Below are 26,282 nucleotides of genomic sequence, written 5' to 3'. Positions count from 1 at the left end.
TCGGACCGGCGCGGGGCCGACGCGTCGAACTACGGGACATCTCAGGGTGGCGGCCGGGCGCCGGGGCGTGTTCTCATCGGCGGTGGGGGGCGAGACCAAGGTACTCCGTGACGCGAGAGAGGCCGGGTCGGATGACCAGTCAGCCAGCGCAGCAACCGTTCCAGACAGCGGACGTCGGTGACGTCCAGGTGGTGACCGCACCGGACGGGGCCGCGGTGTTCCCGCTGCTGGTCCTGGACGGACAGGGGAGCCTCGCGGTGTTCGAGCTCGCCCCCGGGCAGGTGTCGCACGCGGTGTCGCACGCCACCGTGCAGGAGCTGTGGCAGGTCGTCGAGGGCGCCGGGGAACTGTGGCGCCGCCAGGGCGGGCGGGAGGAGACCGTCCGGCTCGTGCCCGGGACGGCGGCCTCGATCCCGCTCGGTACGGCGTTCCAGTTCCGGGCCGACGAGGACGCCGACCGGCCGCTGCGGATCGCCGCCGTCACCATGCCGCCCTGGCCCGGCACCGACACCGAGGCCAGGCCCGAGGAAGGCCCCTGGAAGGCGACCTCCCGGTGAGCCGGGTAGGGGGGATCCAGCGCCGCCCGCTGGCGGCGCTGGTCGCGGCCGCGGCCGTGCTCGGACTCGCGGTGGCGCCCGCCGCGGCCGCCCCGGCCGCCGAGCCGCACCTCCAGTCGCGCTACGTGACGATGCCCGACGGCGTCCGCCTCGCCGTCGACGTCTGGCTGCCCGAGGGCACCAGGGACGGTGCGAACCTGCCCACCGTCCTGGTCACCCAGCGCTACTGGCGGGCCCGGGTCTACCCCGGCGCACCCGGCGACGGCGGCCGCAGCAGCGACGCCGACGGCTGGAACGCCCACGGCTACGCCTACGTGGTCGCCGACCTGCGCGGCACCGGCGCCTCCTTCGGCACCCTGAGCTCCGAACTCGGCGCCGACACCGTCGCCGACAGCGGCCCGCTCAGCGACTGGATCGCCGCCCAGCCCTGGTCCAACGGCCGGGTCGGCACCACCGGCGTCTCCTACGGCGGCGACACCGCGATGCTCGCCACCGCCCTCGGCAACCACCACATCACCGCCGCCGCCCCGATCTCCTACGACTTCGATCCGTACGAGGACCTGGTGCGCCCCGGCGGCCTGCTCATCGAACCCCGGATCGCCCCGTACGCGCTGCTGCTGCGCATCCTCGACCAGGCCGGCGGCACCACCTGCGACACCGACGAGCAGACCCGGCAGGCCTGCGCGGCCACCGGCCTGACCGGCGCCGTGCCCCGGCCGGTCGACGGCCCGGACGGACCGGCCCTGCTCGCCGCCGCGCGCGCCGAGCACGCGGGCAACGCCAACCTGGTCGACATGGCCGAGGCCGGCGTGTACCGCGACTACCGGGACGGCCCGAAGAGCTGGACGGTCGGCAGCGTCGGCGAGAAGGCCGACGCCGTCGAGGCCGGCGGCGTCCCCGTGCTCACCGACGCCGGCTGGCTCGACGCGGGCACCGCCAACGGCGTGCTCTCCCAGTTCACCGGCCTCTCCAACACCCAGGACGCCTGGATCGGCCCGTGGAGCCACGGCCAGGGCTACCTCGCCGACCCCTTCCAGCCCGCCCGCCACCTCACCGACCAGGAACGCGCCCAGATCGCCCAGCGGACGTTCGACTTCTTCGACCGTTACGTGCGGGCCGACGGCCGCCCCGACGGCACCCGGCACCTGCACTACTACACCTTCAACGAGGGTGTCTGGCGCACCACCACCCGCTGGCCGCTGCCCGGCACCCGCCCGCAGCGGCTCTACCTCGGCGAGGGCACCACGCTCAGCCGCCGGCGGCCCGATCCGGACGACCGCCCCGGCACCGACCTGCTGCGCCTCGACCCCACCGCCGGCACCGGCCCGCTGGACCGCTGGAACGCCAACCTCACCGGCAACCAGGTCAGTTACCCCGACCGGGCCGCCGTGGACGCCGAACTCCTCAGCTACACCACCCCGCCGCTGACCGGCGACACCCGGGTGACCGGCAACGGCCGCGTCACGCTCGACGTCACCGGCCTCGACGGCACCGCCCAGGGCGCCCTGCACGTCTACCTGGAGGACGTCACCCCCGACGGCCGGGTCACCTACCTGACCGAGGGCCAACTCGCCCTCGCCGACCGGGCCGTGGCCGACCGGGACGACAACCCCGACTGGCGCCGGCTGCGCACGCCCCGCAGCTACGCGGCCGCCGACGCGGCGCCCTTCCCGCAGGGCCGGGCCCGTCAGGTCACCATCGACCTGCAACCCGTCGCGGTGCTCTTCCGGGCCGGCGAGCGGATCCGGCTCACCGTCGCCGCCGCCAACCCGGACTCCTTCCAACTGCTCCCGGCCGACGGCCGGGCGAGCTACCGGATCGGGCACGGTGGAGCCGACCCGTCCTTCCTGGAGCTGCCGGTGGTGCGCGGCACCCCGTAGCGCCGCCGAACGTGCCCGGGCCCGGGAGGCGGCATCGGCCTCCCGGGCCCGGGCTGCTCAGTCCCTGACGCCGGACAGCGCGAGCGGCAGGTGCCGGGGCCCGCGCAGGACGGGGCTGCGCCGGTACTCGGGCGGGTCCTGGAGCAGCCGGGGGCCGTCCAGACGGTGGATGAGCGCGGTGAGCGCGAGCTGCGCCTCGACCCTGGCGAGCGGTGCGCCGAAGCAACTGTGCACGCCGCTGCCGAAGCCGAGGTGCTGGTTGTCCGGGCGGTTCGGGTCGAAGCGGTCGGGCTCCCGGAACCGCAGAGGGTCCCGGTTGGCGGCGGCGAGCACCAGGATCAGCGGCGCGCCCTTGGGGACGGTGACCCCGGCGACCTCGATGTCGGTGAGCGCGGTGCGCTGCGGCAACAGCTGGACCGGGGGTTCGTAGCGCAGCAGTTCCTCCACCGCGCGCGGCATCAACTCCGGCTTGTCGCGCAGCAGTTCCAGGCTTTCCGGCTGGCGCAGCAGGGTGAGCACGCCGTTGGTGATCAGGTTGACGGTCGTCTCGTGCCCGGCGATGAGCAGTAGGACCGCGGTGGCCATCAGCTCCGTCTGGGTGAAGCCGCCCGACGGGCCGGGGTCGTTGACGAAGGCGGAGAGCATGTCGTCGGACGGCTTGCCCCGGCGGCTCTCGGCGAGTTCGCCGAGGTACAGCCCCATCTCCATCCGGGCCTGCGTGGCCGCGCGCTGGCGCTCGGTCGGATCGCTGTCGGGAGTGGGGTCGAAGCCCGCGATCAGTGTCTCGGACCAGGCGTGGAACCGCGGCTCGTCCTCGCGCGGCACGCCGAGCAGCCGGCAGATGACGGTGACCGGCAGCGGGTAGGCGAAGTCCTCGACCAGGTCGATCCGGTCGCGGCCCCGGAGCCCGTCGACCAGTTCCCCGGTGATCCGCGCGATCTCGTCGTGCATGGCGTCGACCCGGTCGGGCGCGTGGGGCGGGCCGAAGGGCCGCATGGCGATGCTGCGCAGCCGTTCGTGCTCGGGGTCGTCCCGGCCGATGAAGGCGACCGGGACGCTGCCCTGCATCTCGTCCGGGACGGTGCGGTTGCGGCGGTCCGAGCTGATCCTCGGGTCGTGCAGCAGCGCGGCGACCTCGTGGTAGGTGCCGACCAGGTAGCTGCCGTCGTCCTGGCGGGCCACGCCGTGGTCGCGGAGCTCGGCGTACAGGGGGTAGGGGTCGGCGCGGTTGGCGTAGTCGGTGATCCGGCGGAACAGGGTGTCGGCGGCGGCCATGCGCGGTGGCTCCTCGGGGGTGGCGGCGGTAGTGGTCCTCGACGGGCGGCGGGGCCCGGTGGGCGTGCGCCCGTCGAGCGGTGGCGGGTGGGCTCAGCCGCCCCAGCGCCGCAGGGTCAGCCGCCGGTCGGGCAGGTGGCCGGTGAGGGCGACGGTCGGGCCGTGCGAGAGCACCTTCGGGTCGGGTACGTCGGAGGGGACCGGGATGCGGGAGGCGGGCGGCTCCACGCCGTCCCAGTCGGGCGGGAACGGCGCGGCGGCCTCGATCAGCCGCTGGTAGTGCTCCAGCCACTTGGCCCGGTTCACGCTGACGGCGGCCGTGATCCGGCCCCGGTACCCGTAGACCGCGACGAGCCGGCGCTCCTCGACCGAGCCCTGGGCGAGGACCACGTGGTCGGAGAAGGTGGGCACGCCGACGGACTTGATGTTGAGCCCGAACTGGCTGGACCAGAAGGAGGGGACGCTCAGGTGCGGCCGCCGTTGCGGCCCCGGGCTGACCATGTTGTGCGCCGCCACCTCGGCCTGCGCGACCGCGTTGCCCCAGTGTTCGAGGGAGAGCAGCTGGTACTCGAAGAGGGGGTGCGGGAAGCGGGCGACGTCGCCCGCGACGAAGACGTCGTCGGTGACGATCCCGTACATGTTGAAGGCGCGGCAGCCCGCGTCGCAGGCCACCCCGCGCGGACCGGCGGCGAGCCCCGACTCGGCCAGCCATTCGGTGTTGCGGACGGCGCCCAGGGCGACCACGGCGACGTCCGCCTCGATCCGGGTGCCGTCGGAGAGCTCGGCGCCGGTGAGCCGGCCCGCTCGGCCGGTCAGCGCGGAGACGGTCACCCCGCAGCGCAGGTCGACGCCGTGGGCGAGCTGGACCTTGGCCGCGAGGGCGCCGAAGGCCCCGCCGAGGGCCCCGACCAGCGGGGCGGGGCCGCGCTCGGCGACGGTCACCGCCAGACCGCGCTCCCGGCAGGCGGAGGCGATCTCGGAGCCGGTGAACCCGGCGCCGATCACCAGCACCCGCTTCGGGCCGGCGTCCAGCCGCTCGGCCAGGCCGGCCGCGTCCTCGGCGGTGCGCAGGGTGAACACCCCGTCGAGTGCGGCCTGCTCGGCCTTCGGCCAGGGCCTGGCCCGGGTGCCGGTGGCGATCAGCAGCCGGTCGTAGGGCAGCTGCTCGCCGTTCGCGAGCAGGACCTGCCTGCCGGCCCCGTCCACACCGGTGGCGCGGACGCCGAGCTTCCACTGCGCGTCCACCTCGCGGCGCCGGGGCAGCGCGGTCTCCTCGGCGCGCACCCGCCCGAGCAGCACCTGTTTGGACAGGGGCGGCCGGTCGTACGGGGGAAGGCGTTCCTCGCCGACCACGGTCAGCTGCCCGGCGAAGCCCTCGTCCCGTAGCGTCTCGGCGGCGCGCAGGCCGGCCAGCGAGGCGCCGACGATGACGATCCGGCCGTTCTTGAGGTCATCGGACATCGGACCGGCCCTCCTCCTCGACCACGATGGCCTGCACCGGGCAGGCCGCGACGGCCCGCCGGACGCGGTCACGCTGGTCCTCGGCGGCCTGCGGGGTGTAGAGCAGGGCCTCCTCCCCGTGCAGCTCGAACACTCGGGGAGCGAGGAACGCGCATTGCGCGTAGCCCTGGCAGCGGTTGAGGTCGACGACGATCTTCACGGTCTCTCCTCCCGGGCACGTCTGTGTCCGTCCTACCGCCGCCGGAGCGGCCCCGCGCCCGGTACTGCTCCGTGGGAGCGGTCGCGGAGAGTGGCCGCCGGGGAACGCCGGGGGCCGGGAGAGCAGTTCGCCCGGCCGGACACGCCCTAGTTCGGCGACTCCAGCCCGAGGGTCCAGCGGTGGGTCGTGTAGCCGCCCATCCGGGTCGGGTGGCGCTCCACGAGCGTCACGGTCAGGCCGTCGGCCGTGCGGCGCAGCGTGCCGGTGAACCGGTGCAGGTCGTCGCCGGACAGCGGGAGCAACTCGGCGAGCACGGTGGTGTCGAGGTCGCGCCCGACGGCGCGCAGCACCCCCGCGTCCAGCACCAGGACGGTGCCGTCGGCCAGCACCACCGGCGCGGGGGCCTGCGGGTCGGCGAGCAGCGGGCCGCTCTCGATCCCCCCGCCGGGCAGCAGCCGCACCACCCGGCTCCCGGTCGGCCGGCGGCGGTCGGTCTCGACGACGCGCAGGCCGCCGCCGACCACGTAGTGGCCGTAGCTGCGCCAGGAGTCGACCAGGGTGGCGTCCCGGTCGTAGGCCCAGGTGTCGAAGGCGCCGTAGCCCTCCAGGCCGAGCACGAAGCGGCCGCCGCCCAGGGCCGTGCCGCGCTCGCCGCGCAGTTCGGCGACCAGGGCGCCGTCGTCGAGGTCCAGCAGCAGGGCCGGGCCGAGGTGGCCCCAGGCGGTGTACTCGAAGGAGTCGGTGGTGACCAGCGCCCGGCCGCCGGAGAGGTGGGCCGCGTTCGGGCGCCCCGCGCAGGGGCGGCGCCAGCGGACCAGGCCCTCGGCGTCGACGCAGCTGATCTCGCCGTCCCGCCCGTACAGCGCCAGGCCGCCGTGGCGGGCCAGCGGCCCCTCCGGGCGCCCCTGCGGCCGCCCGCCGCTGCGCCGGTGATGGTCCTGGACGGTGACACGCCAACTCCCCATGATCCGGATGCTAACGGACCCCAGCGGGCCGCGGAGGGCGTTTGCGGAGGGTGCCCGGACGGCCGGGACGGCGGACAATCTCCCCAGGCGCAGAGGAGGAGGCGGCGGTGGAGTTCGAGGTGTTGATCGAGACCCCGCAGGGGTCGCGGAACAAGTACGTGATGGACTTCGCGGCGGGCCGGATCCGCCTCGACCGCACCCTGTTCACCGCCACCCGCTACCCCGTGGACTACGGCTACGTCGAGGGCACCCTCGGCGGCGACGCGGAGCCGCTGGACGCGCTGGTGCTCGGCGGCGAACCGGCCGTGCCGGGGTGCGTGATCACCTGCCGGGCGGTCGGCATGTGGGTGATGCGGGACGAACGCGGGCCGGACCAGAAGGTGCTGTGCGTCCCCGCCCACGACCCGCGCTACGGCGACCTGCGCGACATCGGCGACCTGCGCGAGTTCGACCTGCTGGAGATCACCCACTTCTTCCAGGTCTACAAGGACCTGGAGCGCGGCAAGTCGGTCGAGGGCTCGCACTGGGCGGACCGGGAGGCCGCGTACGCGCAGATCGCCGAGTCCCGGGCGCGCGCGGCGGGGACGCGCTTCGCCCGGCCGGTGTAGTAGCCGTCCCCGCCGCGCCCGGGGCTCAAGAACCGGGCGCGGCACCGGGGCTCAGAACCGGGCGTGGCGCAGGATCTCGCGGACCTGGTCGGCGATGGCGGCCTCGTTCTGCTCGAACTCCGGGGCGGTGAGGCGGTCCTGCTGGGCGGGCAGGCCGGTGAGCACGGGGGTGTGCAGGTGGCCGCCGGGGAGGTCGGGGGCGAGGTCGAGGCGCAGGCGGTTGGAGCGGTAGGCGACCTCGTTGGAGAGGTACCCGCCGCCGCCACCGGCGACGGCGCGGGAGCCGGGGGTGGGGCCGTCCGCGCGGTCGACGGGGTCGACGCCGCCCTCGGGGATCTCGGTGACGGTGGTGTTGAGGCGGACGGGGTAGGGCTGCTGGACGGCCGTCATGGCGTCGGTGGGCAGGGTGGTGCGGATGAACTCCGGGCCGTCGTCCAGGCCCGGGGCGGTGACCGGGTGCTGCCGGGTGCCGCCGGAGAGGGTGCCGGTGTTGTCGGTGGCGGGATCGGCGGAGCGGGCCCGCCCGGCCCAGGCCTCCAGGGTGAACAGGCCCGGGTAGCCCTGGCTGATGCTGGTGATCAGGTCGGCGGCCTGCGGGCCGGGGGTGAGGTGCGGGCCGAAGGCGCGCTCGACGACGCCGTCGTCGAAGTCGCCGTAGCGGACCGGCAGCAGGACGGCCCGGACTTCGGCCGGGCTGCCGTCGGCGAGGGTGATCCGCCGTCCGTGCAGTTGCAGCACGGCCGCGCCGGAGGGGTTGGCGCGGCGCGGCTCGGTGTCGAGGCCGTACGGGTCGAAGCCGCTGACGAAGATCCGCCGGACGCCGGGCGCGGCGGTGAAGCCGTCGTCGAGGCCCCGGGAGGCGTCCTCGAAGCGGGCCCGGAGGTCGGCCGGGTCGACGTCGAACCCGGGCTGCCAGCGGGCCAGTTGGACGGTCATGGCGAGCCTGGTCCAGTACAGCGGGCGGTCGTCGCGGGCGGGGAGTTCGCCGCTGGGCCGCCGGCCCTGGGCCCGGTCCACCCCGGCCTGCCAGAGCGCCCGGCCCCAGGCGCCCGCCACCCGTTCCGCCTGCCGGGTGTTCCGGGCGGCGCACAGGGCGGCGGGGAAGCCCCGGAGCAGGTCGCGCAGGCCGGAGCGCTCGGTGAAGGCGGTCGTCCGCTGGTCCTGGAGCCGGGCCTGTTCGGTGTCCACCGGGGCGGTGCCGACGATCTGGCAGGCTGCCGGGCCGGCCTGGGCGGCGGCCGGGGCGAGCAGGGCGGCGAGGGTGCCGGTGAGGGCGGCGGCCAGGGTGGCGGCGCGACGAAGGCGTGTCATGTCACCTGACAATAGGTCGGGGGTCGATGCCCCGCCAGGGCGCACCGCCCGAGCGCCCCGGCCGGCAAGGCCGCGCCGCGGGCCCGTGGCCTGCTGGAACGTCCCGTCCAGTACTGACGGGAAGTCGGGAACCGGCGCGAGCTCTACAGCGTTGTCGTGGTCGAACAGCGGAAACAGCGGTAATTCGAACGGTTGCGGAGGAGTCCCATGAGTGTGGCCCTGACGAAGGGCGGCAACGTCTCCCTGGGCAAGCAGGCCCCCGGGCTGCGGGTCGTACGGGTCGGCCTCGGCTGGACGGCCGGCGCCGGGTACGACCTGGACGCCAGCGCCCTGCTCTGCGACGCCTCCGGGAAGGTCGTCTCGGACCAGCACTTCGTCTTCTTCAACAACCTGCAGAGCCCGGACGGTTCGGTCCGCCACCAGGGCGGCGCCGCTGGCGGCGACGACCAGGAGCGGATCGACGTCCGGCTCGCGGACGTCCCGGCCGGGGTGGAGAAGATCGTCTTCGCGGTCGCGGTCTACGACGCGGTGCAGCGGCGCCAGAGCTTCGGCCAGGTCCGCGGCGCGTACATCCGGCTCACCGACCCGGAGGGCGGCGCCGAGACGGCCCGCTACGACGTGGCGGCCGAGGCGGGCAGCGAGACGGCGATGGTGTTCGGCGAGCTGTACCGGCACGGTGCGGACTGGAAGTTCCGGGCCGTCGGGCAGGGGTACGCGTCGGGGCTCGCGGGTATCGCCGCCGACTTCGGGGTGGACGTCCTGCAACCGGCACCCGCCGCCCCCGCGCCCGCCGCGCCCCCGCCGGCTCCGGTCGTGCCCGCCGCGCCGGCCATGGCGCCCGCCGTGCCCGCCGTGGCGCCCGCTGTCCCGATGACCCAGCCAGGACCAGGGAGTTCCCCCGTGACGTGTTTCTTCGACCCCTCGCACGGCCTCGGCTCGACGGCGGTGCTGTGGTCGCCGCAGTGGGGCGTGCCGCGCCAGATCGAGACCTGCGCCGCCTGCGCCCAGCGGGTGCAGACCACCGTGCCGCCGTTCTACACCCCGCAGCAGGGCTACCCGCAGCCGGTCCAGCAGGGCTATCCGCAGCCGGTCCAGGGCCAGCCCGCTCAGGGCCAGCCGGGCCAGGGCGGGCGCCGCTTCGGCACCGGCGCGCTGATCGGCGCGGGCGCGGCCGGCCTGGTCGGCGGCGCGCTGCTCAACGAGGCGTTCAGCGACGACACGCCCGAGGTGGTTGTGAACAACTACTACGAGGGCGACGACGACAGCTTCTTCTAGGCCGCTCCCCGGGTCGCCCCCGGACCGCCAGCCCTCCCGCCGGCCGCGCAGTTCGCCGAACTGCGCGGCCGGCGGCGTTCCCGGGCGCCGTCAGGCGCTCTCCCGCCGGTGCGCCCCCGCCCGGGCGGCCGCCTCGGCGGCGGTCGCGGCGCGGTCGGCGGCGGCCTCGTCGAGCGGCTCGGCGGTGGTGAGCATCCGGTAGTAGAGCGGCGCGGAGACGGCCCGGACCACCTCGAACGCGTCGGTGTCCGGCGGGAGTTCGCCGCGTTCGACGGCCTCGGCGACGCACGGCGCCCACTCCTCGACCCGGCGCAGGTAGAAGTGCCGCAGCGCCTCGGCGGCGTCAGGGTCGCAGGTGGCGGCGACGATCACCGCACGGAACAGCGCTCCCTGTCGGGGGTCGGCCAGGGTGCGCTGGACCAGCCGGGCGTTGGCCCGCAGGTCCTCGGCGAGGGAGCCGCTGCGGGTGCGCGGCAGTGACTGCTCGGCCATGTCCGCGAGCAGGTCGGCGACCAGCGCGCTGGTGGTGCCCCAGCGCCGGTAGACGGTGGTCCGGCCGACCTCGGCCCGCTGGGCGACGTCGCCGAGGTCGAGCCCGCTGAAGCCGCGCTCGACCAGGGCGTCCTCGGCGGCCCGCAGGACGGCGGTGCGAACCCGGGCGGTGCGGCCACCGGGGCGCCGCGTCCCGGGTGTGGGGGTCTCCGGCGCGTCCGGAGTGTCCGGTGCGTCCGGCGCGGAGGGCTCGGCAGTCATTAACGGGATTCCTGTTCCATTAGGTCGATGGGCCCTGCTAAGGTCGAACCATCCTAACGGAATGGGAGTCCCGTTAAGGGCTCCGAGGGGAGAACTGCCATGGAAAGCAACACGACAACCAACACGACAACCAGCACGGCAACCGCCATGGAATACCGCCGACTCGGCTCGTCCGGCCTCAAGGTCCCCGCGCTCAGCCTCGGCACCGGCACCTTCGGCGGCCGCGGACCGCTGTTCGGCGCCTGGGGCACCACCGACGTCCAGGAGGCCCGCCGCCTGCTCGACATCGCCATCGACGCCGGAGTCACCCTCTTCGACACCGCAGACGTCTACTCCGACGGCGCCTCCGAAGAGGTCCTCGGCCAGGCTATCCGCGGCCGCCGCGACCAGGTGCTCGTCTCCACCAAGGCCGGCCTGCCGACCGGCGACGGCCCGCAGGACGCCGGCACCTCCCGGGCCCGCCTCACCCGGGCCGTGGACGACGCGCTGCGCCGCCTCGGCACCGACTACCTCGACCTCTTCCAACTGCACGCCTACGACGCCGGCACCCCGATCGAGGAGGTACTGGCTACCCTCGACGACCTCGTCCGGGCCGGCAAGCTCCGCTACACCGGCGTCTCCAACTTCTCCGGCTGGCAGCTGATGAAGTCCCTCGCCGTCGCCGAGCGCTACGGCCGCCCCCGCTACGCCGCCCACCAGGTCTACTACTCGCTGGTCGGCCGCGACTACGAGTGGGAGCTGATGCCGCTCGCCCAGGAGGAGGGCGTCGGCGCCCTGGTGTGGAGCCCGCTCGGCTGGGGCCGCCTCACCGGCCGGATCCGGCGCGGCCGGCCGCTCCCGGCCGACAGCCGGCTGCACGACACCGCCGACTACGGCCCGCCGGTCGAGGACGAACTGCTGTACCGGGTGGTCGACGCGCTCGACGGGATCGCCGCCGAGACCGGCCGCACCGTCCCGCAGATCGCCATCAACTGGCTGCTGCGCCGCCCGACCGTCTCCTCGGTCATCATCGGCGCCCGCAACGAGGAGCAGCTGCGGCAGAACCTCGGCGCGGTCGGCTGGTCGCTGACCGACGAGCAGGTCGCCCGGCTCGACGCGGCCAGCGCCCGCACCGCGCCGTACCCGTACTTCCCCTACCGCCGGCAGGAGGCCTTCGCCCGCCTCAACCCGCCGCTCGTGGGCTGAACCGGGTAATCCGCTTGCCGTGCCGCCCGGCCTGCGGCAAGGTCCGCACCATGTCCGAACTGCACGAACCCGAACTGCCCGAACCCGAACTGCGCCGGCTCGGCTCCGACGACTGGGCGCTCTGGCGCGAGCTGCGCCTGGCCGCGCTGACCGAGGCGCCGTACGCCTTCGGCTCCACCCTGGCGGACTGGCAGGGCGCCGGCGACCACGAGGCCCGCTGGCGCTCCCGCCTGGAGATCCCCGGCGCCCTCGACCTGGTCGCGGTGCTGGACGGCCGCCCGGTCGCGATGGCCAGCGGAGTCCCGGCCGACGAGGGCGGGGCGGCCGCCGAGCTGATCTCCCTGTGGGTCGGCCCGGCGGCGCGCGGCCGGGGCGTGGGGGACCGGCTGATCGGCGCGATCGCCCGCTGGGCCGCCGAGCAGGGGTTCACCACCCTCAAGCTGGCGGTGAACCCCGACAACGACGCGGCCATCGCCCTCTACCACCGCAACGGGTTCGCCGAGACCGACGAGCCCGGCGACCTGATGGCCGACGGCGTGCGGCGCGAACTGATCCTGGCGAGGAAGCCCTAGGTCCTGGCGGCCTAGGTTCGCACCGCGTCCTTCGAACGCGCGTGGGCCGGAAGGCCGTTGGCGAGGTCCTCGACCATCAGGCGCCAGGCGATGGCGGTCGCCGCGGTGCGCAGCTGGGGGCTGCGCGGGCGGCCGGCGTCGGCGTCCAGCCGGGCGTTGAGCCAGTCCGACCAGGCCTGGGCGAGGACGCGAACCTCCTGGGAGCCGGTCTCGGTGGGGGAGAGCCGGTCGCCGTCGCGGGTGAGGTAGCCCTCGGCGGCCATCCGGTCGAAGACCGGCTCCAGGACCTCGGGCGGCACCCGCTTGCGGGCGGCGATGAGGTCCAGGGAGGCCTGGCCGACGGCCTTGGTGTGGCCGGCGACCTCCATCAGCGCCCAGGCCCCGGCCAGGTCGACCCGGGTGTCGGCGTCGTCGACGATCGAGCGGACGGTGTCGAGGTCCACGCCGTGCACGAGCTTGCCGACGGCGTACTCCAGGTGCGGGTCGGAGTCGCTGGTGGTCGGCTGGGCGAAGCCCTCGCCCATGTCGGTGGAGCCGGCCCGGGCGGTGTCCCGCAGCTGCACCTGCTTGAGGAAGAGCGCGACCACGAACCCGACCAGGGCGACCGGCACCGTCCACAGGAACACGGTGTGCAGGGCGTCGGAGTAGGCCTGGACGATCGGGGCCGCCTGCGCGGCGGGCAGCCGGTGCAGGCCCTGCGGGCTCTCGGCGGCCCGGGTGAGCAGCGCCGGGTCCGCGCCGGTGAGGCGGGCCGAGGAGGCCACGCCCCGGGCGAGTTCGGTCTTGAGGCTGTTGGCGTAGATGGTGCCGAACACGGCGGTGCCGAAGGAGCTGCCGATGGTGCGGAAGAAGGTCACGCCGGAGGTGGCGGTGCCGAGGTCCGCGTAGTCGACGGTGTTCTGCACGGCGATGGTGAGCACCTGCATGCTCAGCCCGATGCCGACGCCGAGCACGAACATGTAGAGGGAGGCGAGCGCGGTGCCCGTGCCGGGTTCGAGCCGGGAGAGCAGGTAGAGGCCGACGGCCATCACCAGGGTGCCGACGATCGGGAACACCCGGTACCTGCCGGTCTTGCTGACGGCGTTGCCGCTGGCGATCGAGGCGAGCAGCAGCCCGATCACCATCGGCAGCGTCCGCACGCCGGAGACGGTCGCCGAGTCGCCGTCGACGTACTGCAGGTAGGTCGGCAGGAAGGTCAGCGCGCCGAGCATCGCGAAGCCGACGATGAAGCTGAGCACCGAGCAGACCGCGAACACCGGGTTCCGGAACAGCCGCATCGGCAGCATCGGTTCGACGGCCCTGCTCTCCACCCAGCAGAACAGCCCGAGGGCGACGGCGCCGCCGGCGAACAGGGCGATGATCACCCCGGAGCCCCAGGCGTACTCGTTGCCGCCCCAACTGGTCGCCAGGATCAGTGCGCTGGCGCCGATCGCGACCAGTGCGATCCCCAGGTAGTCGATCACCGGGCGCACCGCCGAGCGCACCGAGGGGATGGTCCGGGCGGCCGCGATCACCACCAGGATCGCGATCGGCACGTTGACGTAGAACGCCCAGCGCCAGGACAGGTGGTCGGTGAACAGCCCGCCCAGCAGCGGCCCGATCACCGTCGCCACGCCGAACACCGCGCCGATCGCGCCCTGGTACTTGCCGCGCTCGCGCAGCGGGATGACGTCCGCGATCAGTGCCATGGCCGTCACCATCAGGCCGCCCGCGCCGATGCCCTGGAGCGCCCGCCAGGCGATCAGCAGCGTCATGTTGGTCGCCAGGCCGCAGAAGAACGAGCCGGTGATGAAGACGACCGCCGAGATCTGGAAGAGCAGCTTGCGCCCGTACAGGTCGCCGAACTTGCCGGCCAGCACGGTGGCCACCGTCTCGGCCAGCAGGTAGGCCGTCACCACCCACGACATGTGCGCGGCCCCGCCGAGGTCCGCGACGATGGTGGGCAGCGCGGTGCCGACGATGGTCTGGTCGAGCGCGGCCAGCAGCATGCCGAGCACGATGGTGCCGAAGACGACGTTGCGCTGCCGGGCGTCCAGCACCGGCGGGGCGGTCGGCGGGGTTTCGGTGGCGGCGTTCATGTCCTCAGCCTCCGGGGCGCCGGGGGAGGCCGCGATCGGGTTCGGCCGTCCGGGTGAGCGGCGGCGCGGGCGGCGCAGCCCGGCTGGCGGCTCCGGGGCCGCGCCGTCCACGATGGCCGTTCGGAGGGGGGCCGCGCGCGGCGGGCGGGCAGCCGGACCGGGAAGCCGGACGACGGCCGGCCGCCGGACGCGAAGCCAGACGACCGCCGGACGCCCGGAAGGTGCTCCCATGACGGCCCAACCCCCGTGCAGCACCCCGGAACAGCGGCCCGGCGCCTCCGCCGCGGGCCGGCGGGCCGAGGCGCGGCGCTGGCGGGCGCTGACGGTCTGCCTGGTCGCCGGGTTCATGACGCTGCTGGACGTCAGCATCGTCAACGTCGCCCTGCCGACCGTGCGGGCCGGGCTGCACATGTCCGACAGCGGCCTGCAGTGGGTGCTCAGCGGCTACGCGCTCGCCTTCGGCCTGGTGCTGGTCCCGTCCGGGAGGCTCGGCGACGCCCGCAGCCGCCGGGCCGTCTTCCTCACCGGGCTCGCCCTGTTCACCGCGGCCAGCGCGCTGGCCGGGGCGGCGCAGAACCAGGAGTGGCTGGTGCTGGCCCGGTTGTTCCAGGGCGCGGCCGGCGGGGTGCTGGTGCCGCAGGTCTCCGGCTTCATCCAGGTCCTGTTCCAGGGGGCCGAACGCGGCCGGGCCTTCGGCGCGCTCGGCGCCACCATCGGTCTGTCCACCGCCGTCGGCCCGCTGCTGGGCGGTCTGCTGATCCACCTGTTCGGCCCGCAGAACGGCTGGCGCTGGGTGTTCCTGGTCAACCTGCCGATCGGCGTCGCCGCCCTGCCCATCGCCTACCGGCTGCTCCCGCCGCCCCCGCCGGCGGCCTCGCGGGCCGGGCACCGGGACTTCGACCCGGTCGGGGTGCTGCTGCTCGGTGCCGGGACGGTCGCGCTGCTGCTGCCGTTCGTCCAGGCGCAGCAGTGGCACGGCTCGACGCGCTGGCTGCTGCTGCCGCTGGCGGCGGTGCTGCTGGGGGCCTTCGTGGGCTGGGAGCGGTACTACGCGCGGGGCCGGGAGCCGCTGGTGAGCATGGCGCTGTTCGCGGTGCGCCCGTACGCGGCGGGAGTGGCGCTGTCGCTGGTGTACTTCGCCGGGTTCACCGCGATCTTCTTCATCTTCACGCTCTACCTCCAAGCGGGCCTGCACTACTCGGCGCTGACGGCGGGCCTGGCGGTCACACCGTTCGCGGTGGGCTCGGGCGTGTCCGCGGCGATCGGCGGACGGCTGGTGCACCGGCTCGGCCGCCGGCTGGTGCTGCTCGGCCTGGTGCTGGTGCTGGTCGGCCTGCTGGCCTCGGCCCTGGCGGTGCAGCTGTGGTCGGGGTCGGCGATCGGCTGGGCGACGGTGGTGCCGCTGCTGGTCGCCGGGGTGGGCAGCGGGCTGGTGATCGCCCCGAACCAGACCCTGACCCTCCAGCGGGTGCCGATCGCCCGGGCGGGCAGCGCCGGCGGCGTCCTGCAGACCGCCCAGCGGGTCGGCTCGGCGGTCGGCATCGCCATCGTCGGCTCGGTCTTCTTCGCCCACGCCCAGGGCCCGCACCCGGACTGGGCGCTGGCCTTCCAGCTGGGCGTGACGGTCGCGGCGGGCCTGGTCCTGGCGGCGCTGCTGGTGGCGCTGGCGGATGTGGCGGCGGGCCGCCGCGACGGGTGAGCACCGCTCCCGGCGCCGCCGCCGGACGGCGGGTCAGTGGTCGCGGCGCTGGACGACGGCCACGGCGACCACCACCGAGGCGAGCGCCCAGAGCGCGAACGTGGCCCAGGATCCGGCGACGGTGGCCGGGTGCGCCGAGGGCAGCGAGTGGGTCAGGTCGACCTGGGCCAGCCGGCGCCAGGCCTGGAGCGGCATGGCGTGCAGGAGGTCGGCCGACCAGCGGTAGCGCTCGTTGAAGAACGCCGGCAGGAAGAACAGCACCAGGACGGTGCCCACCACGGCTCCGGCGGTGTGCCGGATCAGCGCGCCGAGGGCGAATCCGGCGAGGGCGCAGACCGGGGCGAACAGGGCGGCGGCCGCGACGAAGCGCAGCGCGGCGGGGTCGGTGACGGAGACGCCGATGTGCGTGTCGGCGAGGACCGCCTGGCAGGCACCGAAGGAGACGCCCGCGGTGACGGCGCCGTAGCCGAGCATGACCGCGGTCAGTACGCAGGCCTTGGCGGCGATCACGGCCCGGCGGTCCGGGACGGCCACCAGCGTGGTGCGGATCAGCCCGCTCGCGTACTCGCCGACCAGGGCGAGAGCGCCGACGCTGCCCGCGACGATCATCACGACGTCGGCGGCGATCATGGTGAAGGAGTCGCCGAGCGCGACCTGCAGCATGGTCGCCGGATCGCCGTCGCCGACGGTGTAGTGGTCGTAGGTGTACCGGGCCGCCTTGAGGTTGGCGGCGATGACGAACAGGGCGCTCAGGCCCAGCACCCAGACGGTCGAACGCAGGGACCAGAACTTGATCCACTCGGCGGCGAGCAGGTCGCCGAAGCGGGCGCGCGGCCGGGGGAGGGGCCGGGGACGGGACTGGGGGTGGGGGTGGGGCTGGGGCTGGGGGGTGGTGGTCGCGGTGATCATCGGGGCTCTCCGGCCAGGTAGTCGACGCTGTCGGCGGTCAGTTCCATGAACGCCTCCTCCAGGGAGGCGGCGCGGGAGGTCAGGGCGTGCAGCAACAGGCGCTGCTCCAGGGCGAGTTCGCCGATCCGGGTGGCGTCCAGGCCGGTCACGGCGAGCGCGCCGTCCGGGCCGGGGCGGACGGTGGCGCCCGCGGCGGTCAACACGGCCGCCAGCCGGTCGGGTTCGGCCGCCCGGACGGTGACGCCGGTGCGGTCGGCCCGGGCGGAGAACTCCGCCAGGCTCTCGTCGGCGATCAGCCGGCCCCGGCCGATCACCACCAGCCGGTCGGCGGTGTGCTCCATCTCGGCCATCATGTGGCTGGAGACGAAGACCGTCCGTCCCTCCTCGGCGAGGCGGCGGAACAGGCCGCGGACCCACAGCACGCCCTCCGGGTCGAGGCCGTTGAGCGGCTCGTCGAACAGCAGCACCGGCGGGTCGCCGAGCAGCGCGCCGGCGATGCCGAGCCGCTGCTTCATGCCCAGCGAGTAGCCGCCGATCCGGCGACCGGCGGCCTTGGTGAGCCCGACTTCGTGCAGCACCTCCTCGACCCGCGCGGCCGGGATCGCGTTGGCGCGGGCCAGTGCCCGCAGGTGCGCCGCGCCGGTGCGCCCGCCGTGGACGTCGCCCGCGTCGAGCAGGGCGCCGACGTCGCGCAGGCCGCGCGTCCGCGCCCGGAACGGGCGGCCGTCAACGGTGGCGGTGCCGCCGGTCGGGTCGTTGAGGCCGAGGATCAGCCGCAGGGTGGTGGACTTGCCCGCGCCGTTGGGGCCCAGGAAGCCGGTCACATGGCCGGGCCGGACGGTGAACGTGAGGCGTTCGACGGCGGCGGTGCGGCCGTAGCGCTTGGTCAGCTCGGTGACTTCGATCATGGGCTCCACGGTGCCGGGCGGGGCCGGGCCGCCGCATCGGACCGGCGCTGACACCGCGGGCCCCGGCTGTCACCCCCGGTCGTACAACCACGGTCCGATGACGGTGATTCAGGCCGCCGATACGATCTTCGTATGCTTGCGACGCCCTCTCCGCCCCTGTTCCGGCGCGTTCCGCCCGAGGTCTGGGTCGGGCTCGCCTGGTGCGTGGCCGCCGCCTACCCCGCCGTCCTGCTCGGCGGCAACGCCCGGTACCACGGCGGGGCCGCCGCCCACGGCGGACTGGCCTTCACCCTGGCCACCACGGTGGTGGCCTTCGCCGGCGCCGCGCTGGTGCGCCGCCTTCCGGTGCTCGCGGTCGCCCTGCTGTTCGTCGCCGCCTTCACGGAGACCGACGGCTGGGCCGCCGACACCCAGGTGCCGCCGGCCTCCCTGCTGGCCGTGGACGTCGCGCTCTGCCTGATCACCGCCACCCGGCCGCGCCGCAGCTCGCGGACCGCGTTCGCGCTGGTGATGAGCCTGCTCGTGCTGCACATCGGCCTGGTGCACGGCAACACCGTCGGCATCTTCACCGGCACCCACGTCGGCTCCGCCGACGGCGCCGCGCTGCTCGCCCTGGTCGCCTGGCTGGTCGGCCGCTCGATGCGGCAGAACCGCGAGCACGCCCGGGCGTTGAGCACCCGGGCGGCCGCCGAGGCCGTCACCGCCGAACGGCTGCGGATCGCCCGCGAGATGCACGACACCGTCGCCCACACCATCGGCATCGTCGCGCTCCAGGCCGGCGCCGCCCGCCGGGTCATCGACACCCGCCCGGAACGGGCCAAGCAGGCGCTCGGCGAGATCGAGAACGCCGGCCGGGACACCCTGGCCGGGCTGCGCCGGATGCTCGTCGCGCTGCGCCAGGCCGACGGCTCGACGTCGGCGACCACCCCTCAAGGTCTGGCCGACCTCGACCGGTTGGCCGCCGCGACCACCGCCGCCGGCGTCCGGGTCGAGGTCCGGCGGCGGGGCGAACAGGGCCCGCTGCCACCGGAGATCGACCTCTCGGCGTTCCGCGTCATCCAGGAGTCCGTCACCAACGTGGTGCGGCACGCGGACACCCGCTCCTGCAAGGTCCTGGTCGACCGCCGCACGGCGGGCGAGGTGGCGGTGGAGATCACCGACCGGGGCCGCGGCACCGGCACCGGTCGGGGCGGGGGCTTCGGCCTGGCCGGGCTGCGCGAACGGGTCGGCCTGCTGGACGGCGAGTTCGAGGCCGGGCCGCGCCCCGAGGGCGGCTTCCGGGTCGCCGTCCGACTGCCGATCCCCGGGGAGGTGACCGCATGACCCGCGTCCTGCTGGTCGACGACCAGCCGCTGGTCCGGGCCGCGCTGGAGATGGTCATCACCGAGACCGCCGACGTCGAGGTGGTCGGCGAGGCCGGCACCGGTGCCGAGGCCGTCCGGCTGGCCGGCGAACTGCGGCCCGACGTCGTCGTGATGGACCTGCGGATGCCCGGTATGGACGGCATCGAGGCCACGCGCCTGATCACCGGCGGCGGTGGGCCGACCAGGGTCGTCGTGCTCACCACCTTCGACGACGACGACCACGTGTACGCGGCGCTGCGCGCCGGGGCGTCCGGCTTCCTGGTCAAGGACATGGCGCTGGACGACATCCTCGCCGCCGTCCGGGTGGTGGCCGCCGGGGACGCCCTGATCGCACCGAGCGTCACCCGCCGGCTGATCTCCTCCTTCGCGGACCAGCGGCCGGCTCCGGGCCCGGCGGCGGCTTCGGGCCCGGCCGCCGCGTCACCGATCGCCGCGTCACCGACCGGTGCGCCGGTGCAGGCCCCCGCGCCGACACCGGCCGCCCGGCGGCTGGGCGCGATCACCGGCCGGGAGCGGGAGATCCTCACCCTGGTCGGCCGGGGCCTGTCCAACACCGAGATCGCCGCCGAACTGGTCCTCAGCATCGCGACCGTGAAGACCTACATGACCCGGCTGCTCGCCAAGCTCGACGCCCGCGACCGGGTCCACCTCGTCATCCTGGCCTACGAGGCGGGCCTGGTCGCCGTCCCCGGCTGACGTCGGCAGGCTCAGCGCTTGATCGCCACGCCCGCGTACATCGCGATGTCCTGGTCGCGGATCGGCGCGGCCCCGGCGTCCGGGCGCCAGTGGTGGACCAGGGTGACGCCGGGGTCGAGGAGGTCGTAGCCGTCGAAGAAGGCCGCGGTCTCCTTCTGGTCGCGGATCTGCAGCGGGATGCCGCGCGCGTTGTACTCCCGGCCGACGCCGCCCACGCCCACCGGGTCGGTGTCCCCGGTGAACACGGTCAGGGCGAGGAAGCTGCCCGGTGCCAGGGCGTCCATGAAGCGGCGCACGATGCCCTGCGGGTCGTCCTCGTCGAGCACGAAGTGGACGATGGCGATCAGCGACAGCGCCACCGGCTGGGAGAAGTCGAGGACCTCGCGCAGCCGGGGGTTCTGGATGATCGACTCCGGGTCGCGGAAGTCGGCGTCCACGTAACAGGTGCGGCCCTGCGACGTGCTGGACATCAGGGCCCGCGCGTGGGTGAGCACGATCGGGTCGTTGTCGACGTAGGCGACCCGCGCGTCCGGGGCGATCGACTGGGCGATCTCGTGGACGTTGGGCGAGGTGGGGATGCCGGTGCCGATGTCCAGGAACTGCCGGACGCCGTACTCCTCGGTGAGGTGGCGGACGGCGCGCTGCATGAAGTCGCGGGTGGTGCGCATGGAGATCGGCAGCGACGGCCAGGCCTGCACCGAGGCGTGCGCGGCGACGCGGTCCGCCTCGAAGTTGGTCTTGCCGCCGATGAGGTAGTCGTAGACCCGCGCCGAGTGCGGTACGTCCATCCGCAGATCCACCGACGGGTACTCCTCCTGCGGGCCGCGCCCTGCCCGGACCTCGTTCGACATGCTCGTCCTCCCGTTGCTGGGGTTCCGTCACCGGCCGCCCTGGTGGCGGGCCTTGGTGCGCATGGTAACGGTGTTACGGGACGACAAGATGACCATCTCTTGGGGTTAAGGCCCCCTTAAGAGCGCATCCTAGGGCTGGGCCGCCGGGCTGCCGGCGGTCGGGGAGCCGCTCTGCCCCGGGAGGAGCGGATGGTGTCCGTACGATCGACCGGCGGCGGCGAGTTCGAGCGCGGCGCCGGTCCAGGCGGCACCGAAGGCCCAGGTCGAGAACCACTCGCACAGGTACAGCGGGCGGACGGCCCAGTCCGTGCCGACGCCGGCCACCCCGGCGACGACGGCGAGCAGCAGGAGCGCCAGGATCAGCACCCCGGCCGCCAGGTAGGCCCGGCTGACCCAGGACGGCTGGGTGGAGCGCGGGTTGCGGAAGGAGTAGACGCAGAACATCGCCAGCACGAAGAGCAGCAGTCCGGCGAAGGCGTAGTGCAGCAGGCCGACCGCGCTCTGGAACGCGGTGGCGCCCTGCGGCGCGGTCGGGCACAGGGCGACCCCGAGCGCGAACACGCCGGCGGCGGTGCTCCAGCGGTCGTCCCGGCGGTCGAAGCGGTAGCAGATCAGGAACACCCCGAGCGCGCACAGGCCGCCCACGAAGAGGTTCCGGGTGCTGGTGTAGTACGAGCCGCTCATCGAGGCCGGCCAGAATCCCGCCGTGCTCTGGCCCCTGAGCTCGGCGAACAGCCAGTTCCCCAGGGGTAGTGCGAGCGGCAGCAGGATGCCGATCAGTCCGACGCCGAGTCGTAGGAAGGTGATGGTCCGTTCGTCCTGGTTGGTGCCTCCCCGGGCGTCGACCGCGTCGCGCTCCGGGTCTTCCGCCGTCCGCCGTTCGTGGGTCACGGACGCCTCCTTGCCCTCTGCACTATGAGCAGCTGTCAGCTGGTGTACCCACGGTGCGACCCCTGTCCACACCACCGGAACGGGCGGTTTGAAGACGGGCCCCAGCGGCGTGACGGGGGTCAGCCGGTGGGGCTGGCGGACCTGGCGATGAGGGAGTTGAGCAGGGCCGCGCCGCGCTCGGCGTCGTCGACGCTCACGGCGAACTCGCGCCCGCGCCGGGTGCGGACCACCAGGCAGACGCCGCGGCGCAGCATCACGGTGGTGCCGAGGCCGTTGACGCGGTATCCCCAGCCGCCGGCCTGGGCGGGGGTGCGCAGCTCGGCGCGGGCCGAGTCGAGGTCGGCGGGGGACCAGCGCCGGCTGGGCCAGCCGAACGGGCCGAAGCCGACGGACAGGCCCTGCGCGGTCACCCGGGCCTTGACCGAGGCCGAGCACAGGACGATGGGGGAGGTGGTGACGAACGGCACGACCGTCGCCCAGCTGAACTCCATCAGCCCGCTGGCCGGGGCCAGCACGCCGACCAGCGCGCCCAGGGCGAGGACGGAGGCGCCCAGTTGCAGCCACGGGTTGGCGGCCTGGGAGAGCCAGACCAGCTGCTCGCCCGGCGCGGTCGCCGGCGCCGGGATCCGGGCCGCCGGGCTCGCCCCGGTCGGGGAGTCGATGCGCGGGCGGACGGCCAGCCAGGTCAGCAGGCCGGCCAGGCCCGCCGCCACGACCAGGACGACCACCTCGAAGCCCATCGGCGCGGCCTCCTGCCAGCGCGCGCGGTCCAGGTTGGCGTGCACGATGGAGGTCTGTGCCCCCGTCAGGAGCACCCCGACGGCCGCCAGTGCCGCCCCGGTGGCGCCGCCCGCCGTCCCGGCCCGGAACCGGCGGGCGGCCGCGGCGGCCAGCACCAGCACCAGCCAGACTCCCGCCGGGAACAGCGCGGCGGCCGTCAACGACATGGAGCCGTCCGGGTCCTGTCCGCTCCAGTGGGTGGCGAGCGGGTCCGGCAGCCGGTGGCGCGCGGCCCACGGCAGCGCGATCAGCAGGGCCAGGACGCCCGCCGACCAGGCCACCGCGCCCCAGAGCGCGCCGCGCCCCGCCCCGGGCTCCCGGCGCTCCTTCGCTATGAGCTTCCCGTCCGTCACGACATCCCCCTGATCATGTCCACGAGATCGTTCCTGCTGTAGCCGGCCCGGGCCGCATCGGCGACCAACTGCCTTACCCGATCGGCGAGTTCGGAGCGCGCTTCGGCGCCTTCGGCGACCGTGACGCCACGGCCCCGGCGGAACTCCAGCACGCCCTCGTCGCGCAGCGTGCGCAGCCCGCGCAGGACGGTGTTGGTGTTCACGCCCAGCGCCCGGGAGAGCTCCCGGGCCGGTGGCAGCCTGTCTCCGGGGGCGCACTCGCCCTCGGCGACGGCCCGCCTGATCGCGCCCGCCACCTGCTCGTGCAGGGGACGGGCGTCACCGGTGTCCAGCTTCAGCAACATGGTGCTAATGACGATAGCACCATCCGGATCTTGCGGCGGTCCCCTCGTGCCCCCCGGCACCCGCCGGAGCGCCCGTCCCCTCGCGCACCCCGGCGTCCCGGCGGAGCATGGACACCGAGGAGGTGGCGGCACGGCGGTGAGCGGACGACTGCGGGTGTTCCTGGGGGCTGCGCCGGGGGTCGGCAAGACGTGCGCCATGCTCGCCGAGGGCCGCCGGCTGCGCGACGACGAAGCCCTCGACGTCGTCGTCGGACTGGTCGAGACCTACGGCCGCCGGGGCACCGAGCACCAGCTCGGGGACCTGCCCGTGCTGCCCCGCCGCACCGTCGGCCACCGCGGCACCACCCTCACCGAACTCGACGTCGACGCCCTGCTCGCCCGCCGCCCGCAGCTCGCGCTCGTCGACGAACTCGCCCACACCAACGCCCCCGGCGGCCGCCACCCCAAACGCTGGCAGGACGTCCGGGAACTCCTCGACGCCGGCGTCGACGTGGCCACCACCGTCAACATCCAGCACCTGGAGAGCCTCAACGACGTCGTCGAGCAGATCACCGGCGTCGCCCAGCGCGAGCGGATCCCCGACGAGGTGGTCCGCGCCGCCGACCGGATCGAACTCGTCGACCTCAGCCCGCAGGCCCTGCGCACCCGGATGGCCCAGGGCGCGATCTACCCGCCCGACCGGATCGACGTCGCCCTCGACCACTACTTCCGGGCCGGCAACCTCGGCGCCCTGCGCGAACTCGCCCTGCTCTGGCTGGCCGACCGGGTCGAGGAGGAACTCGCCGACTACCGCGCCCGGCACGGCATCCGGGCGCCCTGGGAGACCAAGGAACGCATCGTCGTCGCCCTCAACGGGGCCCCGCAGGGAGAGCACCTGATCCGCCGCGGCGCCCGCACCGCCACCCGGGTCCACGGCGACCTGATCGGCGTGCACGTCCGGCCCGACGACGGCGCCACCGTCCACGAACCGCCCGCCCTCGCCGGCCAGCGCGCCCTGCTGCACGAACTCCACGGCGGCTACATCGAGGTCGACGGCAACGACGCCGCCCGCGCCCTGGTGGACTTCGCCCACGCCGAGAGCGCCACCCAGATCCTGCTCGGCCCGACCAGCCGCAGCCGCCTGCGCGAACTGGTCTCGGGCTCGGTGATCAACCGCGTCATCCGGCTGGCCGGCCCGATCGACGTCCGGGTCGTCCCCCCGCCCCAACCCGGCCTGCTCGCCGTCCCGCCCGCACCCCGGCGCCGCCGCCCGGCCGCCGTCCCGCCGCGCCGCCGGCGCCTGGCCTGGCTGGCCGGCCCGGCCGCAACGGCCGCCCTGGCCTGGGCGCTCTCCCCGCTGCGCGACTCGCTCGCCCTCCCCGGCGCCCTGCTCTGCCTGCTGCTGGCCGTCGCCGCCACCGCCCGGCTCGGCGGCCTGCCGCCCGCCGCCGCCAGCACCGCCGCCGGGGCGCTCGCCGCCGACTACTTCTTCACCGCGCCCTGGCACAGCCTCGCCGTCACCCGCGGCGCCGACCTCGCCGCGCTGCTGCTCTTCCTCGCCGTCGCCGGGATCATCGCCCACCTCATCGACGGCCTCACCCGCCGCTCCCAGCAGGCCGACCGGGCCCGCGCCGAAGCGGCGGTGCTGGCCCGGCTGGCCGGGGCGGCGGCCGAATCCGGCGCCCGCGCAGTGCCCGACCTGGTCGCCGACCTGCGCCAGGTGTTCGGCCTGGAGGGCGCCGTCGTCCTGGTCCGCACCGGCCGGCTCTGGCGCCCCGCCGCCGCGTCCGGCACCGCCCTCCCGCAGCACCCCGAAGAGGCCTCGCTCGCCGTCGACCTCGGTCCGGACGCCGTCCTGGCGCTGCGCGGACCGGCGCTCACCGAGCAGGACACCCGACTGCTCGGCCCCTACGTCACCCAGCTGCGACTGGCCCGGGAACGCGAACGGCTGGCCGCCCAGGCCGCCGCCGCCGAGACCCTCGCCCACACCGACGCCCTGCACACCGCGCTGCTGGAGGCCGTCGGACAGGACCTGCGCGCCCCGCTCGCCGCGCTGCGCCGCGAGGCCGCCGACCTGCCGGGGCCGCCGGGGCGGCGGATCGCCGCCGAGGTGCGGCGGATGGAAGGCCTGGTCGCCGACCTGCTGGACCTCGACCGGCTGCGGGCCGGCGAGCAACCGGTGCTGCTGCGTCCGACCGCGCTGGCCCCGGTGCTCGCCGCCGCGCTGGCCGCCCTGCCCGCCGAGCAGAGCGGTGAGCAGCGCGACGTGCGCCTCGCCCTCCCGGACGGCCTGCCGCCCGTGCTCGCCGACGCCGGCCTGCTGGAACGCGCCCTCGCGGACCTCCTGGCGGGGGCCGCCGGGCCCGCCCTGGTGGACGCGGGCGCGGTGGGCGGGCGGATCCACCTCCGGGTGAGGGCCCCGGGCCCGGCCGCCGACGGCACCGGCCTCACCGTGGCGCGGGGCTTCGTCGAGGCGATGAACGGCGAGCTCACCGTCGAACCGTCTCCCGCCGGCGGCACCGCCTACACCCTCGACCTCGCCCGCGCCCCGGCCTGACGTTACGGCTGATCGCCCGTGATCCGGTATCCGGGGCACCGCGTCGCCTCCCGGCTCCTGTCTCCTGCCTCCCGGCTCCCGTCCGCCGAACGGGTGAAACCAGGTGCCGGCGGGAGGCAGGCGTATGGAGCGCGTTGGGAAGGCGGCCCGGCGCGTCAGGAAGGCGTCAAGGACGGGCGGCGGCCGGCCGGCGCGGCGGTTGGGTGGAGGACGACACACCAGGTGACACACCGGGCGACACGCCGGGTACCGGAACGACGACGCGAGGACGGACCATGCACGGCAACGGGCGGCACCAGGGCAGCGGCACCGGCAGGGTGGTGGTCGGGGTCAGCGGATCGCTCGGCAGCCTCGCCGCCCTGCACCGCGGCGTGGCGGAAGCCCGCAGCCGTGGCGCCGAACTCGTGCCGGTGCTGGCCTGGGAGCCGCCCGGCGGCGAACTCGGCTATCGCCGGTCGCCGTGCCCGCCGCTGCTCGCGGCGGTGCGGGAGGCGGCCGAACAGCGGCTGCGGGACGCCCTCGACGCGGCGTTCGGCGGCGCCGACCCCGGCGTGCCGCTGCGCCCGCTGGTGATCAGGGGCGAGACCGGGCCCGCCCTCGTCCAGGCCGCCGACCGGACGGACGACCTGCTGGTCCTCGGCCGGAGCGGCGGCCTGCTGCGCCGCCGGCTGCGGCGCTCGGTCACGGCGCACTGCGCGCGCGAGGCGGGCTGCCCGGTGCTGACCGTCCCGGTGCCCGAGCTGCTGCACGAGCTGGAGGCGCTGCACCGGCGCACCCGGTGGCACCTGCCGGTCGGCCCGGCGCCCGAACTCGTCGCCGCGAAGGGGTAGGG

Annotated in this window: 23 protein-coding genes and 1 pseudogene; 11 read left to right on the top strand and 13 right to left on the bottom strand. The window is 75.0% G+C overall.

Features of this window, described 5'->3' with window-relative positions; translation table 11 throughout:
* Positions 1-131 precede the first annotated feature (131 nt).
* Positions 132-557: a cupin domain-containing protein gene (locus tag AB0O19_RS03690; RefSeq protein WP_363617529.1), complete on the top strand. Its 426-nt coding sequence runs from the start codon at positions 132-134 to the stop codon at positions 555-557.
* Positions 554-2,437, top strand: coding sequence for a CocE/NonD family hydrolase (locus AB0O19_RS03685; RefSeq protein WP_363617527.1), 1,884 nt, complete (start codon positions 554-556; stop codon positions 2,435-2,437). Before AB0O19_RS03690 ends, AB0O19_RS03685 begins: the two co-directional genes overlap by 4 nt.
* Positions 2,438-2,494: 57 nt before the next feature.
* Here the strand turns inward: AB0O19_RS03685 and AB0O19_RS03680 are convergent, their stop codons facing one another.
* The 4 genes from AB0O19_RS03680 to AB0O19_RS03665 form a co-directional block, all read right to left on the bottom strand.
* Positions 2,495-3,712, bottom strand: a complete 1,218-nt coding sequence (locus AB0O19_RS03680; RefSeq protein ID WP_363617525.1) for a cytochrome P450 — start codon at positions 3,710-3,712, stop codon at positions 2,495-2,497.
* A 93-nt stretch (positions 3,713-3,805) separates the two neighbouring features.
* Positions 3,806-5,173 (bottom strand): FAD-dependent oxidoreductase, encoded by a 1,368-nt coding sequence (locus tag AB0O19_RS03675; protein WP_363617523.1) that lies wholly within the window; start codon positions 5,171-5,173, stop codon positions 3,806-3,808.
* Positions 5,163-5,372 (bottom strand): ferredoxin, encoded by a 210-nt coding sequence (locus tag AB0O19_RS03670; RefSeq protein ID WP_363589618.1) that lies wholly within the window; start codon positions 5,370-5,372, stop codon positions 5,163-5,165. The genes AB0O19_RS03675 and AB0O19_RS03670 overlap by 11 nt, the downstream gene beginning before the upstream one ends.
* Positions 5,373-5,518: 146 nt before the next feature.
* Entirely contained in the window at positions 5,519-6,337 is an 819-nt protein-coding gene (locus AB0O19_RS03665; protein ID WP_363617521.1) for a hypothetical protein, read from the bottom strand.
* A 107-nt stretch (positions 6,338-6,444) separates the two neighbouring features.
* Here AB0O19_RS03665 and AB0O19_RS03660 point away from each other — a divergent pair, with 107 nt between their 5' ends.
* The gene (locus AB0O19_RS03660; RefSeq protein ID WP_363374548.1) at positions 6,445-6,945 is read left to right on the top strand and encodes an inorganic diphosphatase; all 501 of its coding nucleotides are present in this window, start codon (positions 6,445-6,447) and stop codon (positions 6,943-6,945) included.
* 51 nt (positions 6,946-6,996) lie between these two features.
* On the opposite strand, the gene AB0O19_RS03655 is transcribed toward AB0O19_RS03660, so the two are convergent.
* Positions 6,997-8,256, bottom strand: coding sequence for a pyroglutamyl peptidase (locus tag AB0O19_RS03655; RefSeq protein WP_363617520.1), 1,260 nt, complete (start codon positions 8,254-8,256; stop codon positions 6,997-6,999).
* A gap of 207 nt (positions 8,257-8,463) precedes the next feature.
* Here AB0O19_RS03655 and AB0O19_RS03650 point away from each other — a divergent pair.
* Positions 8,464-9,015 (top strand): annotated as a pseudogene (locus tag AB0O19_RS03650) (TerD family protein); the annotation flags it as partial.
* Between the two features lie 606 nt (positions 9,016-9,621).
* On the opposite strand, the gene AB0O19_RS03645 reads toward AB0O19_RS03650, so the two are convergent.
* Positions 9,622-10,284 (bottom strand): TetR/AcrR family transcriptional regulator, encoded by a 663-nt coding sequence (locus AB0O19_RS03645; protein WP_363617518.1) that lies wholly within the window; start codon positions 10,282-10,284, stop codon positions 9,622-9,624.
* 147 nt (positions 10,285-10,431) lie between these two features.
* Here AB0O19_RS03645 and AB0O19_RS03640 point away from each other — a divergent pair, with 147 nt between their 5' ends.
* Both AB0O19_RS03640 and AB0O19_RS03635 read left to right on the top strand, forming a co-directional pair.
* The gene (locus tag AB0O19_RS03640; RefSeq protein ID WP_363617619.1) at positions 10,432-11,469 is read left to right on the top strand and encodes an aldo/keto reductase; all 1,038 of its coding nucleotides are present in this window, start codon (positions 10,432-10,434) and stop codon (positions 11,467-11,469) included.
* A 50-nt stretch (positions 11,470-11,519) separates the two neighbouring features.
* Complete coding sequence (locus AB0O19_RS03635) at positions 11,520-12,041, top strand: GNAT family N-acetyltransferase (RefSeq protein WP_363617516.1); 522 nt, start codon at positions 11,520-11,522, stop codon at positions 12,039-12,041.
* Positions 12,042-12,052: 11 nt separating this feature from the next.
* Here AB0O19_RS03635 and AB0O19_RS03630 read toward each other — a convergent pair whose 3' ends face one another.
* A complete protein-coding gene (locus AB0O19_RS03630) occupies positions 12,053-14,119 on the bottom strand; it encodes an MDR family MFS transporter (RefSeq protein WP_363617514.1) in 2,067 nt (688 codons plus the stop codon).
* A 229-nt stretch (positions 14,120-14,348) separates the two neighbouring features.
* Between AB0O19_RS03630 and AB0O19_RS03625 the strand changes: the two genes are divergently transcribed.
* Complete coding sequence (locus AB0O19_RS03625; RefSeq protein WP_363617512.1) at positions 14,349-15,818, top strand: MFS transporter; 1,470 nt, start codon at positions 14,349-14,351, stop codon at positions 15,816-15,818.
* A 33-nt stretch (positions 15,819-15,851) separates the two neighbouring features.
* Here AB0O19_RS03625 and AB0O19_RS03620 read toward each other — a convergent pair whose 3' ends face one another.
* The gene (locus AB0O19_RS03620; protein ID WP_363617510.1) at positions 15,852-16,727 is read right to left on the bottom strand and encodes an ABC transporter permease; all 876 of its coding nucleotides are present in this window, start codon (positions 16,725-16,727) and stop codon (positions 15,852-15,854) included.
* Positions 16,724-17,635 (bottom strand): ATP-binding cassette domain-containing protein, encoded by a 912-nt coding sequence (locus AB0O19_RS03615; protein WP_363617508.1) that lies wholly within the window; start codon positions 17,633-17,635, stop codon positions 16,724-16,726. The genes AB0O19_RS03620 and AB0O19_RS03615 overlap by 4 nt, the downstream gene beginning before the upstream one ends.
* A gap of 132 nt (positions 17,636-17,767) precedes the next feature.
* On the opposite strand from AB0O19_RS03615, the gene AB0O19_RS03610 reads away from it, so the two are divergent.
* Both AB0O19_RS03610 and AB0O19_RS03605 read left to right on the top strand, forming a co-directional pair.
* Complete coding sequence (locus AB0O19_RS03610) at positions 17,768-18,958, top strand: histidine kinase (RefSeq protein ID WP_363617506.1); 1,191 nt, start codon at positions 17,768-17,770, stop codon at positions 18,956-18,958.
* Positions 18,955-19,695, top strand: coding sequence for a response regulator transcription factor (locus AB0O19_RS03605; RefSeq protein WP_363617504.1), 741 nt, complete (start codon positions 18,955-18,957; stop codon positions 19,693-19,695). Before AB0O19_RS03610 ends, AB0O19_RS03605 begins: the two co-directional genes overlap by 4 nt.
* Positions 19,696-19,706: 11 nt before the next feature.
* Here the strand turns inward: AB0O19_RS03605 and AB0O19_RS03600 are convergent, their stop codons facing one another.
* The 4 genes from AB0O19_RS03600 to AB0O19_RS03585 form a co-directional block, all read right to left on the bottom strand.
* Positions 19,707-20,546: an SAM-dependent methyltransferase gene (locus AB0O19_RS03600; RefSeq protein WP_363589115.1), complete on the bottom strand. Its 840-nt coding sequence runs from the start codon at positions 20,544-20,546 to the stop codon at positions 19,707-19,709.
* Positions 20,547-20,675: 129 nt separating this feature from the next.
* A complete protein-coding gene (locus AB0O19_RS03595) occupies positions 20,676-21,437 on the bottom strand; it encodes a hypothetical protein (protein ID WP_363617502.1) in 762 nt (253 codons plus the stop codon).
* Positions 21,438-21,556: 119 nt separating this feature from the next.
* On the bottom strand, positions 21,557-22,570 hold the full coding sequence (locus AB0O19_RS03590) for a DUF1648 domain-containing protein (protein ID WP_363617500.1): 1,014 nt from the start codon (positions 22,568-22,570) through the stop codon (positions 21,557-21,559).
* Complete coding sequence (locus AB0O19_RS03585) at positions 22,567-22,914, bottom strand: GntR family transcriptional regulator (protein WP_363617498.1); 348 nt, start codon at positions 22,912-22,914, stop codon at positions 22,567-22,569. Before AB0O19_RS03585 ends, AB0O19_RS03590 begins: the two co-directional genes overlap by 4 nt.
* A 136-nt stretch (positions 22,915-23,050) precedes the next feature.
* Between AB0O19_RS03585 and AB0O19_RS03580 the strand changes: the two genes are divergently transcribed.
* Both AB0O19_RS03580 and AB0O19_RS03575 read left to right on the top strand, forming a co-directional pair.
* The gene (locus AB0O19_RS03580) at positions 23,051-25,450 is read left to right on the top strand and encodes a DUF4118 domain-containing protein (RefSeq protein ID WP_363617496.1); all 2,400 of its coding nucleotides are present in this window, start codon (positions 23,051-23,053) and stop codon (positions 25,448-25,450) included.
* A gap of 275 nt (positions 25,451-25,725) precedes the next feature.
* On the top strand, positions 25,726-26,280 hold the full coding sequence (locus AB0O19_RS03575) for a universal stress protein (protein WP_363617494.1): 555 nt from the start codon (positions 25,726-25,728) through the stop codon (positions 26,278-26,280).
* Positions 26,281-26,282 lie beyond the last annotated feature (2 nt).

The sequence above is a fragment of the Kitasatospora sp. NPDC091276 genome (assembly GCF_040684355.1).
Taxonomy (GTDB): domain Bacteria; phylum Actinomycetota; class Actinomycetes; order Streptomycetales; family Streptomycetaceae; genus Kitasatospora.
This window is presented reverse-complemented; position numbering and strand designations above follow the sequence as displayed.